We start from the raw sequence: 15,901 nt of genomic DNA, 5'->3' as shown, positions 1-15,901 counted from the left end.
CAGCATTGCGGAAGCCAAAAAGCTTCCGCCATCCTCTTTCTTTGTTGATGCATAAAAAATTGTAAGCGAATACAAATAAAAGGAGAACACATATGAAGTATCTCATCGGAATTATCGGAATCATTGTGTTTTTAGGTCTTGCCTGGCTTGCCAGCAACGGCAAAAAAAGAATCAGAATCCGGCCGATCGCCGTCATGCTCGTGCTGCAGCTGATTCTCGGTTATATTCTCCTCAACACCGGTATCGGGAATTTTCTTGTCGGCGGTTTTGCAAAAGGATTTAACTACTTGCTGGAATATGCATCAGAAGGGATTAACTTTGTATTCGGCGGGCTTGTGAATGCGAAACAGACGACGTTCTTCATGAGCGTGCTTCTGCCGATCGTCTTTATATCCGCTTTAATCGGAATTCTGCAGCATTGGAAGGTCCTTCCCTTCATCACGAAGTATATCGGTCTTGCGTTAAGCAAGGTGAACGGAATGGGGAAAATCGAATCTTACAACGCTGTCGCATCCGCGATTTTAGGGCAATCAGAAGTCTTTATCAGTTTGAAAAAACAGCTCGGCTATCTTACTGAACAGCGCTTATACACGCTTTGCGCGTCCGCAATGTCGACGGTCTCAATGTCGATCGTCGGTTCTTACATGATGATGCTGAAGCCTGAATACGTCGTGACGGCGCTTGTGCTGAACTTATTCGGCGGATTTATCATCGCTTCTATCATCAACCCGTACACCGTCAGCAAAGAAGAGGATTTGATCGTCGTTCCTGAAGAAGAAAAGCAATCCTTTTTTGAAGTGCTCGGTGAGTATATAATGGATGGATTCAGAGTCGCCGTCGTCGTAGCGGCGATGCTGATCGGATTTGTCGCACTCATTGCCCTGGTCAACGGCGTTTTTAACGCGGTCTTCGGCATTACATTCCAGGCGCTGCTCGGATATGTATTCGCGCCGTTTGCGTTTTTAACCGGTATTCCGTGGAATGAAGCGGTGAGCGCCGGAAGCATTATGGCGACGAAAATGGTATCGAATGAATTTGTGGCGATGCAGACGCTCTCATCCGGCGATTTCCATTTCAGCGCGCATACACAGGCAGTGGTATCTGTATTCCTTGTCTCATTCGCGAATTTCTCCTCTATCGGGATCATTACCGGTGCGGTGAAAGGGCTGCATGAAAAACAAGGAAACGTCGTCGCGCGGTTCGGGCTGAAGCTGCTGTACGGCGCAACGCTCGTCAGCTTCCTGACAGCGGCGATCGTCGGATTGATTCACTGAACATAAATGAAGGACAGGTGATAGATCATGAGAATGGTAGATCTTATTGTAAAAAAACAAAATGGAAAAGAACTGACAACAGAAGAAATTCAATTTTTCGTAAAAGGATACACGGACGGAAGCATCCCTGATTACCAGGCAAGCGCGCTGGCTATGGCGATTTACTTTCAGGATATGACGGATCAGGAGCGCGCCGATCTGACAATGGCGATGGTCAATTCAGGGGAAACGATTGATCTCTCCGCCATTGAAGGCATTAAGGTCGACAAGCACTCTACGGGCGGGGTCGGCGACACGACAACTCTCGTACTCGCTCCGCTCGTCGCGGCGCTCGGCGTTCCCGTCGCTAAAATGTCCGGCCGCGGCCTTGGGCATACGGGGGGAACCATTGATAAGCTGGAAGCGATCGAAGGCTTCCACGTGGAATTGTCAAAAGATGAATTCATCAAGCTTGTGAACCGCGACAAGGTAGCCGTCATCGGACAAAGCGGGAACTTGACCCCTGCCGATAAAAAGCTGTATGCGCTGCGTGATGTAACGGGTACGGTGAATTCCATCCCGCTGATCGCAAGCTCAATTATGAGTAAAAAAATCGCCGCCGGAGCAGATGCCATCGTGCTTGACGTCAAAACGGGAGCCGGCGCGTTTATGAAAACGGATGAAGACGCCGTGAACCTCGCCAAAGCAATGGTCCGCATCGGAAACAACGTCGGCCGCCAGACGATGGCCGTGATTTCTGACATGTCGCAGCCGCTCGGTTTTGCGATCGGGAATGCTCTGGAAGTGCAAGAAGCCATTGATACGTTAAGAGGGGAAGGCCCTGAAGACTTAAACGAACTCGTCCTCACGCTCGGCAGCCAAATGGTCGTATTGGCGAAAAAAGCTGAGACATTGGAAGAAGCGAGAACGAAGCTTCAGGAAGTCATGAAAAACGGCAAAGCGCTTGAAAAGTTCAAAGAGTTCCTGAGCAATCAGGGAGGAGACGCTTCTGTCGTTGACGATCCGTCCAAACTTCCGCAGGCGGCGTACAAAATTGACGTTCCGGCAAAAGAAGCGGGTGTCGTTTCAGAAATCGTCGCTGACGAAATCGGCGTCGCAGCGATGCTGTTAGGCGCGGGACGTGCGACAAAAGAGGACGAAATCGACCTTGCCGTCGGTATTATGCTCCGCAAAAAAGTCGGTGACAACGTCGAAAAAGGCGAGCCGCTCGTCACCCTTTACGCCAACCGCGAAAACGTTGACGACGTGACCGCCAAAGTCTATGACAACATCCGCATCTCAGAAAAAGCGGAAGCGCCGAAACTGATTCATACGCTGATTACGGAATAAGACAAAAAAGGCACATACCTCATCAGTATGTGCCTTTTTTTATGGCATGGTTTTATCCAAATGAATGTCACGGACGGATTGTTTCGGCTGTTTCTTTCTCAAAAAACGAATGAGATAGCACAGGATCATACAAGGAATTCCGCAGAAGAGGGCGATTCTTTGATTGGGATCAAATGCAAGGCCTACGCATGAAGCGAAACATAAGATCACAGCGGCGATCGGAACGAGAGGGTATAACGGCGTGCGGAAGGTCAGATCCGCGACGCGTCCGCCGTTTTTCACATAATGTATTCGAAATAACAGCTGAGAAAGGGCGATGCTCATCCACACCACGACGCCGGCAAATCCGGCTATTGCCACGAGCACCACGTAGACCGTGCCCGGGGCGGCGATGCTTGAGATCAAGGATATGCAGGAAACGGCCATGCTGGCGAGCAGAGCATTCAGCGGAATGCCTTTCGGCGTGACTTTTTTGAACCGGGCGCTGATCATGTTTTCATTCGCAAGAGACCACAGCATCCGGGTGGAAGCATACAGTCCGGAGTTGGCGACCGAAAGCAAAGCCGTTAAAATCACGAAGTTCATGATATCTGCGGCGTATGGGATACCGATCTGGGAAAAGACCGCGACAAACGGACTTTCAATCACACCGGCTTCCTTCCAGGAGATCAGTCCGGACAGCACAAAAATGGCGCCGATAAAAAAGATGACCGTTCTCCAGGCGACATTTCGGATCGAACGCGGAATATCTTTTGCCGGATTGGCGGTTTCACCCGCTGTAATTCCGATCAGCTCCGTCCCTGAAAAGGCGAAGCTTACGGAAATCATTGCGATGAAAACCGCAAGAAAGCCGTTCGGAAACAGTCCGCCGTGTGAGGTGAAATTCGACAGCATCGGAGCTTCACCCGAACCGTGCAATGAAATCAAACCGAACATCGCGGCGCCGCCTAAGATGATAAATAAAAGGATGGTGACGATTTTGACGCTGGAAAACCAAAACTCTGTTTCTGCAAACAATTTAACGGAGAATGCATTGGCGGCAAAAAGGAGAGCCGCGAAAATCGCGCTCCACATCCAGACGCTGCTGTGGGGAAACCAGCGCTGCATGAGGATACCGGAAGCTGTAAACTCCGATCCTACCGTCACCACCCAATTCACCCAATACATGATACCGACCATAAAACCCGTGGACGGCCCGATAAACGTTGTCGCATACGTTTGAAATGAACCGGTCACAGGCATGGCTACTGACAATTCTCCGAGACACTGCATGACAAGATACATCATCAAGCCGCCGATCAGGTAAGCGGCGATCGTCCCGCCCGGCCCGGCCTGGCTCAATGTATACCCTGTGCTCAAAAACAGCCCCGTGCCGATGACCCCTCCCAATGAAATCATAAATAAGTGCCTGCTTTTCATCGTGCGCTTTAGTTGATTGCCGCCTTGATCAACATCCATCGTGATCTCCCCCTTTTTGCGTGGCATGAGAATCTTCCGGCAGCCGAGATCACGCGTGCCGGATTTGACTTTAACGTGACAATTTAAATCCCTTCAATGCATGTAAAATGACGTGTGCGGCTGCCCGGCTTGTCATATCGCGAAAATCAAGTGTCGGATCAACCTCAACGATCTCAATACCCGAGATGTCAGCCTCCTGGGCTAAAAACCGGACCGCCTGAAGCAGTTCCTCGGTATACAGGCCTCCGGGGCCGATCGCAGGACAGCCGGGCGCATGAGCTTGATCCAGCACATCCATATCAACCGAAATAAAAATGGCGTCGGCTCTTTTTTGAACGGCCGGCAAAGTGTCTTGTATCGTTCGGAGAAGCCCTTTCTCCCGGATCATCTCCATTGTATGCACGTCTGCCTGACGCTCTTTTACATATTGTTCATATGCCAAGCTGTTGCTGAACTCCCTGATTCCAAGCTGAATCAGGTTTTGTCCGCTTATGATATTTTCATCTAACAGACGGCGGAATGGCGTGCCGTTTGTCGGCCCTCCGTCTTCTGTGTTGCGGACGTCGTGGTGGGCGTCGAATTGAAAGACGGCCGTTGTTCCTTTCGTTTCCGCAATGGCTTTAATGGTGGAATAACTGATGGAGTTGTCGCCGCCGAGAATGACGGGCACCCAGTCAGGCTGGTCCGTCAGAATGTCATAAATGGTCCGATAAATGTGTTCATGAGATTTGACGACATCCGTGACGTGAATCTGAATATCGCCGATATCGTACAGATGGTCAATGACATGCTCCCGCAGCTCCGCGGAATATGCGGAAATGCCGCCGAGCGCCCGGCGGATCGCACCGGGGGCAAAGCAGGCGCCGGAATGGCTGATTGACGACTTAGAAAGCGGAACGCCGATCAAAGCCGGCCCTTTGATCGTTTGTCCCGCCCATGCTTCCGTCACATCGCCGATCCTTGTCACATGGCGGTCGTTGAAGAGGGAGCCGGCTTTTTGCAGAAACGGATACTTATCCAAGAGCGGCTCCCTCCCTTGAAACGACCGTCTTTCCGTTCTTGATGACACGGCGGACATGATTGACGCCGTAATGATACGGGATATACATGTAATTCGGCGCTTCCCAAATGACAATGTCAGCCGCCCGTCCGGCTTTGATTTGTCCGGCCTCTTCGCCTTTTCCGATCGCATACGCAGCGTTAACGGTGACAGCGTGCCAGATTTCTTCTGCGGTCATTTTTAAATGAAGCGCGGCAATCGACATAATGAGCTGGAGATTTTCCGTCGGTGAGCTGCCCGGGTTGAAGTCAGTCGCCAAACTGACCCGTACGCCCGCATCAATCATCTCCCGGGCTCTCGCATAAGTGTGTTTTCCGAGATAGAAAGTCGTGCCCGGCAGCAGGACGGCGATCGTTCCGGACTCCGCAAGCTTTTCGATGCCTGCATCAGATGCCCCCACCAAATGATCGGCAGAAACAGCATGCAGCTCTGCCGCCAATTCCGCGCCGCCGAGCGGGTCAATCTCATCAGCATGGATTTTCAGGCCGAAACCAGCTTCAGCCGCCTTTTTCAGGTAGTCCCGTGACTGGCTGACGGTAAAGACGCCTGTTTCTGTGAAAATATCGGCAAATTGCGCAAGGCCTTTTTCTTTTATGTCAGGCAAAAGCTGCAGCATGCGATTCAGAAATTCGTCAGGGCTGTTCCGGTACTCAGGCGGAATGGCGTGTGCTCCCATAAAGGTCGTGACAAGGTCGACCGGCTGGCGCTCACCCAGTTTTTTCGCCGCGATCAGCTGTTTCAGCTCCGTGTCTTTGTCGAGTCCGTACCCGCTTTTTACTTCCGCGGTCGTGATGCCGTATGACAGCATGCGTCCGAGGTGAAAAAGCCCTTTTTCAATCAGTTCTTCTTCGGAGGCGGCTTTCGTGTCTTTGACCGTTGACAAAATACCGCCGCCGTGCGCCAGAATATCCAAATAAGACATGCCCTGAATTTTTAAATTCAGTTCTTTTTCGCGGGACCCTCCGAATACAAGATGGGTATGGGGATCGACGAGGCCGGGGGTGACGAGCCGTCCCCCGCAGTCGATAATGTCTCTTGCCTCGTATCCTTTCTCCGCTCCTTGATGTCCGGCAAAAACAATGCGCCCGTCGTGAACGCCGATGACGGCATTTTCCGTGACATGAAGATCCTGCATGCTTCCGCCGGATCGGGGGCCGCCGGATTCCATCGTCAGCAGCTGGCCGATGTTGGTGAGTATGGTATCTATTTGTTTCGGCATGTTACCGCTCCTTTTTCATCGGTATCATAATGTCTTGTTCCTCGGCGACTTGAACCGCTTTTTCATAACCTGCGTCCGCATGGCGGATGATGCCCATACCCGGATCGCTTGTCAGAACGCGGGAAAGCCGTTGTTCCGCAAGGATGCTGCCGTCAGCGACCGCGACCATTCCCGCGTGAAGGGAATACCCCATGCCGACGCCCCCGCCGTGGTGAAAAGAAACCCAGCTTGCGCCTGAGGCCGTGTTGATCAGCGCGTTCAGCACCGCCCAATCGCCGACCGCGTCGCTTCCGTCTTTCATCGCTTCTGTTTCCCGATTCGGAGAGGCGACAGATCCGCAGTCTAAATGGTCTCTTCCGATGACGATCGGGGCTTTCAGCTCGCCGTTTCTGACCAATTCATTGATGGCGAGCCCCATCTTTTCCCGTTCACCGTAGCCGAGCCAGCAAATACGGGACGGCAGGCCTTGGAACGTGACTTTTTTCTGCGCCATGTCAATCCAGCGGTGGAGGGCTTGATTTTCTGGAAACAGCTCTTTTAATAAAGCGTCCGTGCGGTATATATCTTCAGGGTCACCGGACAGCGCAGCCCAGCGGAACGGCCCTTTTCCTTCACAAAATAAAGGCCGGATGTAGGCGGGAACGAATCCCGGAAAATCAAAAGCATCGGCGAGACCCTCATCTTTGGCAGCCTGGCGGATGTTGTTGCCGTAATCAAAGACGATAGCCCCTTTTTTCTTGAAGGCGAGCATGGCTTCCACATGCTTTTTCATACTCTGCTTGGAAAGCCTTACGTATAAATCAGGCTGATTCCGGCGCAGGCGGTCGGTCTCCTCAAGTGAGTATCCTGCCGGAATATAGCCGATCAGCGGGTCGTGAGCGGAAGTCTGATCGGTCACGATGTCAATATGGACGCCGCGGTTCAAAAGCTCATGATGCACCTCTGCCGCATTGCCGAGAAGGCCGATCGATAAAGGTTCTCCGGCTTGTCTGGCTGTTTCGGCCCAGCGCAGCGCTTCGTCAATTGATGCGGTTTTCCGGTCGCAATAGTTTGTTTCTATCCGTTTATCAATCCGTGTTTCATCCGCTTCAACGGCGATGACGACGCCATCATTCATCGTGACGGACAGCGGCTGGGCGCCTCCCATTCCGCCAAGTCCGGCCGTCAGCGTAAGGGTTCCTTTCAGACTGCCGCCGAAATGCTGTCTCGCAAGCTCCGCAAAGGTTTCATAGGTGCCTTGCAAAATACCTTGTGAACCGATATAAATCCAGCTGCCGGCGGTCATTTGCCCGTACATCATCAGTCCTTTTTTCTCGAGGTCATGGAAATGCTCCCAATCCGCCCATTTCGGCACGAGGACCGAATTAGCCAGCAGGACGCGGGGCGCGCGGCTGTGCGTGCGGAACAGTCCGACCGGTTTTCCGGATTGAATCAGCAGTGTTTCATCATCTTTTAATGTTTTGAGGGAGCGCTCAATCGCGTGAAAAGCATCCCAGTTTCGCGCGGCCTTGCCTATGCCGCCGTATACGATCAGATCCTCCGGCTTTTCGGCAACCTCCGGGTCAAGGTTGTTTCGGAGCATGCGGAGCACGGCTTCCTGCTCCCATCCTAAGCATTCAAGTTCGGTGCCGCGGCCGGCGCGGATTGATTTCTTTACATCAGTCATCTTGTAAGTCCCCCTTCATTGGTCATCAGTTTTTGGTGATGCTCATTCGGCAGAAAAGACTCCTTCTTCAGCCAGTCACTCAGATGTTCGATGTCATAAGAAAACACGCGGTCTTCTTGTATGGACGGCACGATGTTTCTCATTTCGAGATAGAGCTGTTTTGTGTACGAGGCGCAATGTTCCGCACCCCGGTATTCCACGGCCTGCAGCGCGCAAATGGCTTCAACGGCAAGCACCCGTCTCGTATTCGCGATGATCTGGTAGGCGTGCCTTGAGGCGATGGTTCCCATGCTGACGTGATCCTCCTGGTTTGCCGATGAAGGAATGGAATCGACACTGGCGGGATGGGCCAGGGTTTTATTTTCTGACACGAGGGAGGCCGCCGCATATTGCATGATCATCGCTCCGGATTGTAAGCCGGGCTGAGGGCTCAGAAAGGGCGGCAGGTCATTCAGCTGCGGATTCACAAGCCGTTCAATACGGCGTTCAGAAATATTCGCAAGCTCGGCCGCCGCCACTTTGAGAAAATCCATGGCAAAGGCGATCGGCTGTCCGTGAAAGTTTCCGCCTGAGATGATTTTGGCGCCGTCTTCGAAAATGAGCGGGTTATCTGTCGCGGCATTCATCTCAATTTCTAATTTTTCTTTTACATACGCTAATGTCTGCCATGATGCGCCGTGGACTTGAGGGATACAGCGGATCGAATAGGCGTCCTGGACACGCAGCTCCCCTTGGACGGTCGTCAGCTTGCTGTCTGACAAGTAATAGCGGATTCGCTCTGCGACATCCATCTGTTCCTGATATCCGCGGGCGGCATGAATGTCCTCGTCGAATGCATCGATAATGCCCTGAAGGCCTTCGATCGTTAAGCTCGCGATCCGTTCCGACTGATAGGCCAGCTTTTCGGCCTCGAGGTAAGCGATCAGTCCCATCGCGGTCATGGCCTGCGTTCCGTTGATCAGCGCGAGCCCTTCCTTAGAGGTCAGGACGGCCGGCTGAAGGTTTGTCTTTTCCAAAGCATGAGCTGCCGGCATCCGGGCCCCTTCGTAAAAGACTTCGCCTTGCCCGATAAGCGCCAGTGCGAGATGAGAAAGCGGCGCCAAATCTCCGCTCGCCCCCAGTGACCCTTGCTGCGGGATGACCGGGTGAATGCGATGATTGAGAAACGCGAGCAGTTGATCAATCAGCTCAGTCCGCACGCCGGAAAAGCCTTTCAGCAGGGCATTGGCGCGCAAAAGCAGCATGGCCCGCGATACAGATTCCGGAAACGGATCACCGACGCCGCACGCGTGAGAAAGAATCAGATTCAGCTGCAGATCCGCGGCGTCTTCTTTTTGAATCAGCACATCGCTGAACTTGCCGAACCCCGTCGTAATCCCGTAAATGGTCTTCTCTTCTTGAACGATCCGTTCAACCGCCGCTCTGCTTTTTTTCACACGTTCCATGCTTTCGGCAGATGCTTGAACCTCTTCAAAATCAAACAGCACACGCTGGGCATCTGCGGTTGTCAGTGAGGAACCGTCTAACGTTACCATCATTTCAACCCCTTTTTCTTTACTTTGGTAAAGCGCCCATACAAAAAGGAGCTATGCCATGAAAATGATATTTCACGCATAGCCCCCTATCATCTGAAATCTATGGGCTGATTCATATGTGATTAATTCCGACTCCGAATGTTTCGTGCTCAAGCCCCTTAATCGGAGCTCCGATCGTGCCGTAAAGGGAAACGGCGATCCAATCGCCTTCCGCCTCGCTTTCATACGGATTTCCCCGCAAGACGGCAAACTTCAGGCCCACGGTACGAAGCAGCGAGCCAAGCAGCATTTCGCCCCGCGTCACTCCGTGCAAAGCTTCCATTGTGGCATGATACAGCGCATGTGATTCGCGATAACCCTCAGATTGAATGACGCCGCTCTTTTTGGAAGCGGTTTCAATTGCGGCTACCACCTTATGCGCATCCATTGAACCCACCCTGCCGAGACAGACTTTCCAGCCGTCCCGTTCCAGCCGGCTGATCTGCTGGTTTTCTTCAGTCTCATGAAGCAGAAGAAGGACGGACAATCGCCCGATGCGGCGGTCTTTGTGTAAGGTCATATATGCTTCACTCAATTCTTAAATATTCTGATAACTAGTAACTGTTTTTTATATTAAGTGTTTGCGAATCAGAAGTCAAAACTTTTTTTCCAGTCTTTCACAAATCAGATTGCTATTGTATTAAAGCGGTACATCGGGAAGCCGGCGCTGTTGATCACATATTTCCGCCATCCGCGTCATAAAATGGAGCGTTGTCTTGAAAGCGTTTTAAGAAAAGAAGAGAGCGAGGAGATTTCAGAAAATGAAAACCAGTTTCTTTCGTGTGTGCCTGGTCTCAGCAGCAGTTATCGGGTTCACTCTGCCGCAGGCAAAAGCCCAGCATCCCGTTTTTTCAGAGGTCAGCGTGCATGATCCGTCCGTCATCAAAACAGGCGATACATACTATGTATTCGGCTCGCATTTGGCTTCCGCCAAGTCGAAAAACCTGATGCAGTGGCAGCAACTGTCTTCAAGCGTCAATCCCAATAATCCCCTGATCCCGAACGTCTACTCCGAATTAAAAGAGACATTCGACTGGGCCCAGTCTGATACGCTGTGGGCGCCGGATGTGGCTCAGCTGGCTGACGGGAAATATTACATGTACTATAACGCCTGTAAAGGAGACTCGCCGCGATCCGCTCTCGGTGTCGCCGTGAGTGACAAAATCGAAGGACCCTACAAAAACAAAGGCATCTTTTTGAAATCAGGCATGGAAGGAAAAAGCGAAGACGGCACGACGTATCATGCAAACGTTCACCCGAACGTCGTAGATCCGCAAACGTTTTTTGACCATAAAGGCAAGCTCTGGATGGTGTACGGCTCTTACTCCGGGGGGATTTTTATACTGGAAATGAATCCGAAAACCGGTTTCCCGCTCCCGAACCAAGGCTACGGAAAAAAACTGCTCGGCGGAAATCACAGCAGAATCGAAGGCCCGTACATCAGCTACAATCCGGAAACGAAATATTACTATCTGTATCTGTCATTCGGCGGACTTGACACAGCCGGCGGCTACAATATGCGTGTGGCGCGCTCTAAAAATCCGGACGGTCCGTACTATGACGCCGCAGGCCATAACATGCTTGACGCCAAAGGAAAAGACGGCAGTTTCTTCGATGACAAAGCAATTGAACCGTACGGGGTCAAACTCATGGGCGGCTACAGCTTCGCCTCACAATCTGAAAAAGGCACGGGCTACGTTTCACCGGGACACAACTCCGTGTTTTACGACGGGAAAACGAAACGATCATACCTCATTTTCCACACCCGTTTCCCGAACAGAGGCGAAGAGCACGAAGTCAGAGTGCATCGGCTGTACATGAACAAAGACGGATGGCCCGTTGCAGCGCCGTACCGCTACGCGGGAGAACCGGATACACACATATCGGCAGCCGCCGCATCCGGAGCCTACAAACTCATCCAGCACGGAAAAGACATTACAGCTACGATCAAAACCCCAAAAACCATCCGGCTTAACAACGACGGCACCATTTCCGGGGAAATGACCGGAATCTGGACAATAACGGACAGCAGCAAAGCCCGAATCAACCTGAACGGCACACATTATGACGGTGTCTTCCTGAAAGAATGGGACTCAGCGAGAGAGAAAGAAGTTGTAACGTTTAGTGTGCTGAGCGGTGATGGGGAGGCTGTTTGGGGAGTGAAGTGAGGAGGACTCAGAATCTTCTTTTATTTTAAAGAAGGTTGAAATATAAAAACTACTTGAAAGTAATTAATGCTCTATAGAGTATCATATTGTTATGAGGTTTTTTCTTCCTTCATAAAATAAGTAAAACTTACAAAACCATAGTGAAAAAGATATATTAAATTACTTTTGGAATAAAATTACTCGAGATGAGTTTTAAATTTCAGGAGACATCAGAGCAAAGGAATTGGAATCTATTTTTGCCGGGACACCTTGACTTGATTTGTTTATAAAATATGATGAACTTTAGTTATTAGAGCTGTTTTTGAATGAACCGGTAAGTATAGCGGATAATCCAGATGCCGGAGAATTAATATATTCTGTAAAAGATACTAAAGGGTTTAAACTGGTGCTATTTGTAGATGTGTATAAGATGGAATGCGATGTAAGTCTGACTTATGATAAATCCATCGTTTTTCATTCGAAACTGAACAATGTTACACAATTGAAGAAAGTAAACAATAATATGATCATTTGTATTAAAGATGAAGAAAGGATAAAGGTAGCTTTTAAAGAGCAATTCGGTATATTTTTGCTGTGAACAAGTAATTTTTAAAAGTATATCAGAACAGAAAAAACTCTATTGAAAAAGCACATTACCGTTAGATGCTTGATTAGTGAAAACACTGATCTAGTTTCTGTTTTAAGTTATGCAATTATCACCATACAGAACACAAAATGAATCGCTAAAACTAAGTAATAATCACAATGTAAGCGTTGACACACATGAAGCGCTTCTTTAAAGAAAACGGAATTAAGATCGAGATGAAGGAAGGGGACGAGGCGCTCCTGAAAGAACATACGGTGGATTACATCGGCTTCAGCTACTACATGTCGATGACGGCCAGCACGGCGCCTGAGGATCTGGCGCAATCTAAGGGAAATCTCCTCGGCGGCGTGAAAAACCCGTACCTGAAATCTTCCGAATGGGGCTGGCAGATTGATCCGAAGGGCTTGCGCATCACTTTAAACACGCTGTACGACCGTTATCAGAAACCGCTCTTCATCGTCGAAAACGGGCTCGGCGCGGTTGATCAGCCTGAGGAGGACGGAATCATTCAGGATGATTATCGAATCAATTTATCTGCGTGATCATTTAATAGAGGCAAGAGAGGCGATTGAAGACGGCGTCGACCTGATCGGCTACACGTCGTGGGGGCCGATTGACCTCGTCAGCGCCTCAACGGCAGAAATGAAAAAACGCTACGGCTATATCTATGTCGACCGCGGCAATGACGGAAAAGGCACGTTTGAAAGAAAGAAAAAGAAAAGTTTTTATTGGTATAAAGACGTCATCGCCACAAACGGAGAAAGTCTGTAAGCGCAATGTTCCGGAGAAAGCCGGCAAAATTGACATTCAGCAAAGAGAGGAGGACAATAAAAGCAGAAAGGCGGGATTCATATGTTTAAAAAAATTCTTGCAGCAGTAGACGGTTCAGACATGAGCAGCAAAGCTTTGGACGCAGCGATCCATCTGGCGAAAGAACAGCAGGCTGAACTCACCATTCTCTATGCGGGACGTGAAGCCGTTGTATCCACATCAGCCTTAACAGGGATTGTCTATGTTCCGGAAAACTTCATTGAAGACATCAAACATGAAGTCGAGCAAAAAGGAGCGGCCATTCTGGAAGATGCCAAGCAGAAAGCGGCTGAAAGCGGGGTAAATGCGGAAAGCCTGTACGTCCAAGGCGAACCTGCGCATCAAATTTTAAACATAGCGAAAGAACAGCATTTCAATCTGATTGTCGTCGGAAGCCGCGGAATCAGCGGATTTAAAGAAATGATGCTCGGAAGCGTGAGCCATAAGGTCTCACAATTGTCTCCTTGTCCTGTACTGATCGTTCATTAAACAGAAGACCCTGCTGATGCGGGGCTTTTTTTAATGAGAAAAGACCGCCGTCTTTCGAAAAATAGGATGAAATCTTCCTCTGAATCAAGTAAAATGGCTGTTAGTATTTGTCTGAATAAACAGTCAATGATATGGGGGAAGCGAATCAATGCAAGCTGAACAAACATCAAATGCCGTCATCAAAATGGTCATTTCCATGGTCATTTTCGGATCAATCGGCTTTTTCTCGGAACATACGAATGTGCCTTCAATTGAACTGGTCTTTGTGAGATGTCTGTGCGCCTCTTTGTTTCTGGGCGTTTGCTGGTTTGGTTCCGGACGGCACCGCACCGAACAATGGAACCGGCGCGAGGTGTTGCAGACATTGGCCTGCGGATTTTTTCTCGTGCTGAACTGGGTGTTTTTATTTAAATCATTTGAGGAAACATCAGTGACGATAGCGATTTCCGTTTATCATCTGGCTCCGGTTCTCGTCCTTCTTCTAGGGAGCCTTATATACCGGGAGAAACTGCATATTGTGTCCGTCACTTCCATCGTGATTTGTTTTCTGGGCACCGCCCTGATTTCCGGCATCAACGGAAATACGTCATTTTCTCAGCTGATGGGATCGGGTATTATTTGGGCCGTGCTGGCCGCCCTTTTTTACGCCTTTACGACACTGGCCGGGAAAGGTATCAACAGTCTCAGCCCATATGCGGTCACCTGTTTGCAGACCGGGTTGGGCGTTATCATTCTTCTCCCGTTCGTCCGTTTCGGCGCTTTTTCTGATTTGTCGCATGTGAACTGGATCATGATTGTGTCAACCGGTATCATTCATACGGGAATTGTGTATTTGCTCTTTTTTGACAGCTTGCGGTTTTTATCCACCCGGTTTATTTCAATCATCGTATTTCTTGATCCGGCGGTGGCGATTGTGCTTGACACCGTATTTACGGGATTTCGCCCCGACCTTTATCAATCTTTGGGGATTGTGATGATTTTTGCGGGGATGGCGCTGTCCTTGATTCGAAAGCAAAAAGCCGTGCCGGCGGAAACTCAGGCAGACAGCACCCGTATATAGGCGGCCGTACCGGCTGCTTTTTTTATTTTGGGGCTTTTCAGCCATAACGAAAAAGCAGACAAACAGATCATGGAAAAAGAGGATAGTAATTGTATAATACTTCATGTGTTTACAATTTAAGAGATTAAAGGAGTGAAGGGCATGAAAAAGAAGACGCGTCATCTCGCTTTCTTGGCTGCACTCGGCTTTGCGCTTTGTCTGGCCATCGTATGTTCCGCATCCAAGCAGGCAGAAGCGGCAGCGGCTTATCCGGATGTGATGCAGGGACTTACCGGATTCGCTGGCAATGCGAAGGATCATAACGGAAAAGCAAAATCCGCCGTATCGGGAGGCCAGGGCGGCCCCGTCGTCTACGTCAGCAATCTCAATGATCTGAAAAACAATGCGGGCGGAACGGACCGCAAAACCATCGTCATCACAAGTGATATTTCTTCCCCGGGTAAAGCCGTTGTGACAGTCGGCGCCAATAAAACCATCGTCGGCTCTTATACCAGCCACAGGCTGACCAACATCTATCTGACAACCGGCTCCGGCTCAAACAATGTGATTTTCAAAAATCTCATTATCAGCCATAATGCCGCCATTACAGGCAACAACGATATTCCGATGTACATAGCGAACGGACAGAATTACTGGATTGACCACGTGTGGTTTGAAGGCCACAGCTACAATCCGAACAGCCACAGCGATTTGGGAAAGCTTCTGTATGTCGGCGCCAAAGCGGATTTTGTGACGCTGTCTAACTCTAAATTCACAGACCATCTGTACGGCCTGATTCTCGGTTATCCGAATGATGATAACGAAGGACGCAATTATATCGGCTATCCGCATATGACGATCACCAACAACTATTTTAATAACGTCTATGTGCGTTCACCGGGCCTGATGAGATACGGCTATTTTCACGCGAAAAACAACTATGTGACCAATTTTAATTTAGGATTCACCATTCATACAAACGCGACTGTCTTCTCAGAAGCCAACTATTTCGGTAACGGAAATGAAAAAGGCGGAATGATAGACGACTACGGGACGGCCCAATTCACCGACATCGGTTCATTCCCGTCGCTCAAAGCCCCGAAATCACCGCGCACCGGCTGGAATCCGAGATCAAATTACAGCTACGGCACGCTTTCAGCCCAGGACGCCAAAAACTTCGCCCAATCCTACGCGGGAGCGCAAAATACAAATCTCCGCTATCCATAATA

At 50.0% G+C, this 15,901-nt stretch carries 13 protein-coding genes and 1 pseudogene; 8 read left to right on the top strand and 6 right to left on the bottom strand.

The window, feature by feature from the left end; genetic code table 11:
• Positions 1-92: 92 nt before the first annotated feature.
• Both L3V45_RS18715 and L3V45_RS18710 read left to right on the top strand, forming a co-directional pair.
• Entirely contained in the window at positions 93-1,274 is a 1,182-nt protein-coding gene (locus tag L3V45_RS18715; protein ID WP_004393280.1) for a NupC/NupG family nucleoside CNT transporter, read from the top strand.
• Between the two features lie 27 nt (positions 1,275-1,301).
• On the top strand, positions 1,302-2,603 hold the full coding sequence (locus L3V45_RS18710; RefSeq protein WP_007614811.1) for a pyrimidine-nucleoside phosphorylase: 1,302 nt from the start codon (positions 1,302-1,304) through the stop codon (positions 2,601-2,603).
• 39 nt (positions 2,604-2,642) lie between these two features.
• Here the strand turns inward: L3V45_RS18710 and L3V45_RS18705 are convergent, their stop codons facing one another.
• From L3V45_RS18705 to hutP, 6 genes are all read right to left on the bottom strand, one after another.
• Positions 2,643-4,061 (bottom strand): amino acid permease, encoded by a 1,419-nt coding sequence (locus L3V45_RS18705; RefSeq protein WP_234949518.1) that lies wholly within the window; start codon positions 4,059-4,061, stop codon positions 2,643-2,645.
• 70 nt (positions 4,062-4,131) lie between these two features.
• The gene (gene hutG / locus L3V45_RS18700; RefSeq protein WP_025853680.1) at positions 4,132-5,082 is read right to left on the bottom strand and encodes a formimidoylglutamase; all 951 of its coding nucleotides are present in this window, start codon (positions 5,080-5,082) and stop codon (positions 4,132-4,134) included.
• Entirely contained in the window at positions 5,075-6,340 is a 1,266-nt protein-coding gene (gene hutI / locus L3V45_RS18695; RefSeq protein WP_236837199.1) for an imidazolonepropionase, read from the bottom strand. Before hutI ends, hutG begins: the two co-directional genes overlap by 8 nt.
• Position 6,341: 1 nt before the next feature.
• Positions 6,342-8,006, bottom strand: coding sequence for a urocanate hydratase (gene hutU, locus L3V45_RS18690; protein ID WP_236837198.1), 1,665 nt, complete (start codon positions 8,004-8,006; stop codon positions 6,342-6,344).
• Entirely contained in the window at positions 8,003-9,541 is a 1,539-nt protein-coding gene (hutH, locus tag L3V45_RS18685; protein WP_004393290.1) for a histidine ammonia-lyase, read from the bottom strand. The genes hutU and hutH overlap by 4 nt, the downstream gene beginning before the upstream one ends.
• Positions 9,542-9,653: 112 nt before the next feature.
• Positions 9,654-10,100, bottom strand: a complete 447-nt coding sequence (gene hutP, locus L3V45_RS18680; RefSeq protein ID WP_004393292.1) for a histidine utilization transcription antiterminator HutP — start codon at positions 10,098-10,100, stop codon at positions 9,654-9,656.
• Positions 10,101-10,341: 241 nt separating this feature from the next.
• Here hutP and L3V45_RS18675 point away from each other — a divergent pair, with 241 nt between their 5' ends.
• The 6 genes and pseudogenes from L3V45_RS18675 (at position 10,342) to L3V45_RS18650 (ending at position 15,899) form a co-directional block, all read left to right on the top strand.
• Positions 10,342-11,748 (top strand): arabinan endo-1,5-alpha-L-arabinosidase AbnB, encoded by a 1,407-nt coding sequence (locus L3V45_RS18675; RefSeq protein ID WP_143255694.1) that lies wholly within the window; start codon positions 10,342-10,344, stop codon positions 11,746-11,748.
• Positions 11,749-12,049: 301 nt separating this feature from the next.
• On the top strand, positions 12,050-12,325 hold the full coding sequence (locus L3V45_RS18670) for a hypothetical protein (protein ID WP_234949517.1): 276 nt from the start codon (positions 12,050-12,052) through the stop codon (positions 12,323-12,325).
• A 182-nt stretch (positions 12,326-12,507) separates the two neighbouring features.
• Positions 12,508-13,105, top strand: a pseudogene (locus tag L3V45_RS18665) (family 1 glycosylhydrolase); the annotation flags it as partial.
• Positions 13,106-13,186: 81 nt separating this feature from the next.
• Positions 13,187-13,633 (top strand): universal stress protein, encoded by a 447-nt coding sequence (locus L3V45_RS18660; protein ID WP_017418568.1) that lies wholly within the window; start codon positions 13,187-13,189, stop codon positions 13,631-13,633.
• 148 nt (positions 13,634-13,781) lie between these two features.
• A complete protein-coding gene (locus tag L3V45_RS18655) occupies positions 13,782-14,693 on the top strand; it encodes a DMT family transporter (RefSeq protein WP_236837197.1) in 912 nt (303 codons plus the stop codon).
• A gap of 141 nt (positions 14,694-14,834) precedes the next feature.
• Positions 14,835-15,899 (top strand): polysaccharide lyase family 1 protein, encoded by a 1,065-nt coding sequence (locus tag L3V45_RS18650; protein ID WP_014306116.1) that lies wholly within the window; start codon positions 14,835-14,837, stop codon positions 15,897-15,899.
• Positions 15,900-15,901: the final 2 nt, after the last annotated feature.

It is taken from the genome of Bacillus sp. R45, assembly GCF_021729365.1.
GTDB lineage: Bacteria > Bacillota > Bacilli > Bacillales > Bacillaceae > Bacillus > Bacillus velezensis.
The sequence above is the reverse complement of the archived record's forward strand: the minus strand, read 5'-3'. Positions and strand labels throughout refer to the sequence as shown.

Coding starts and splice junctions, on each gene's coding strand:
- L3V45_RS18660 (WP_017418568.1), top strand. CDS start 13,187: ATGTTTAAAAAAATTCTTGCAGCAGTAGACGGTTCAGACATGAGCAGC.
- L3V45_RS18710 (WP_007614811.1), top strand. CDS start 1,302: ATGAGAATGGTAGATCTTATTGTAAAAAAACAAAATGGAAAAGAACTG.
- L3V45_RS18650 (WP_014306116.1), top strand. CDS start 14,835: ATGAAAAAGAAGACGCGTCATCTCGCTTTCTTGGCTGCACTCGGCTTT.
- L3V45_RS18705 (WP_234949518.1), bottom strand. CDS start 4,061: ATGGATGTTGATCAAGGCGGCAATCAACTAAAGCGCACGATGAAAAGC.
- L3V45_RS18715 (WP_004393280.1), top strand. CDS start 93: ATGAAGTATCTCATCGGAATTATCGGAATCATTGTGTTTTTAGGTCTT.
- L3V45_RS18655 (WP_236837197.1), top strand. CDS start 13,782: ATGCAAGCTGAACAAACATCAAATGCCGTCATCAAAATGGTCATTTCC.
- hutP (WP_004393292.1), bottom strand. CDS start 10,100: ATGACCTTACACAAAGACCGCCGCATCGGGCGATTGTCCGTCCTTCTT.
- hutU (WP_236837198.1), bottom strand. CDS start 8,006: ATGACTGATGTAAAGAAATCAATCCGCGCCGGCCGCGGCACCGAACTT.
- hutH (WP_004393290.1), bottom strand. CDS start 9,541: ATGGTAACGTTAGACGGTTCCTCACTGACAACCGCAGATGCCCAGCGT.
- L3V45_RS18675 (WP_143255694.1), top strand. CDS start 10,342: ATGAAAACCAGTTTCTTTCGTGTGTGCCTGGTCTCAGCAGCAGTTATC.
- hutI (WP_236837199.1), bottom strand. CDS start 6,340: ATGCCGAAACAAATAGATACCATACTCACCAACATCGGCCAGCTGCTG.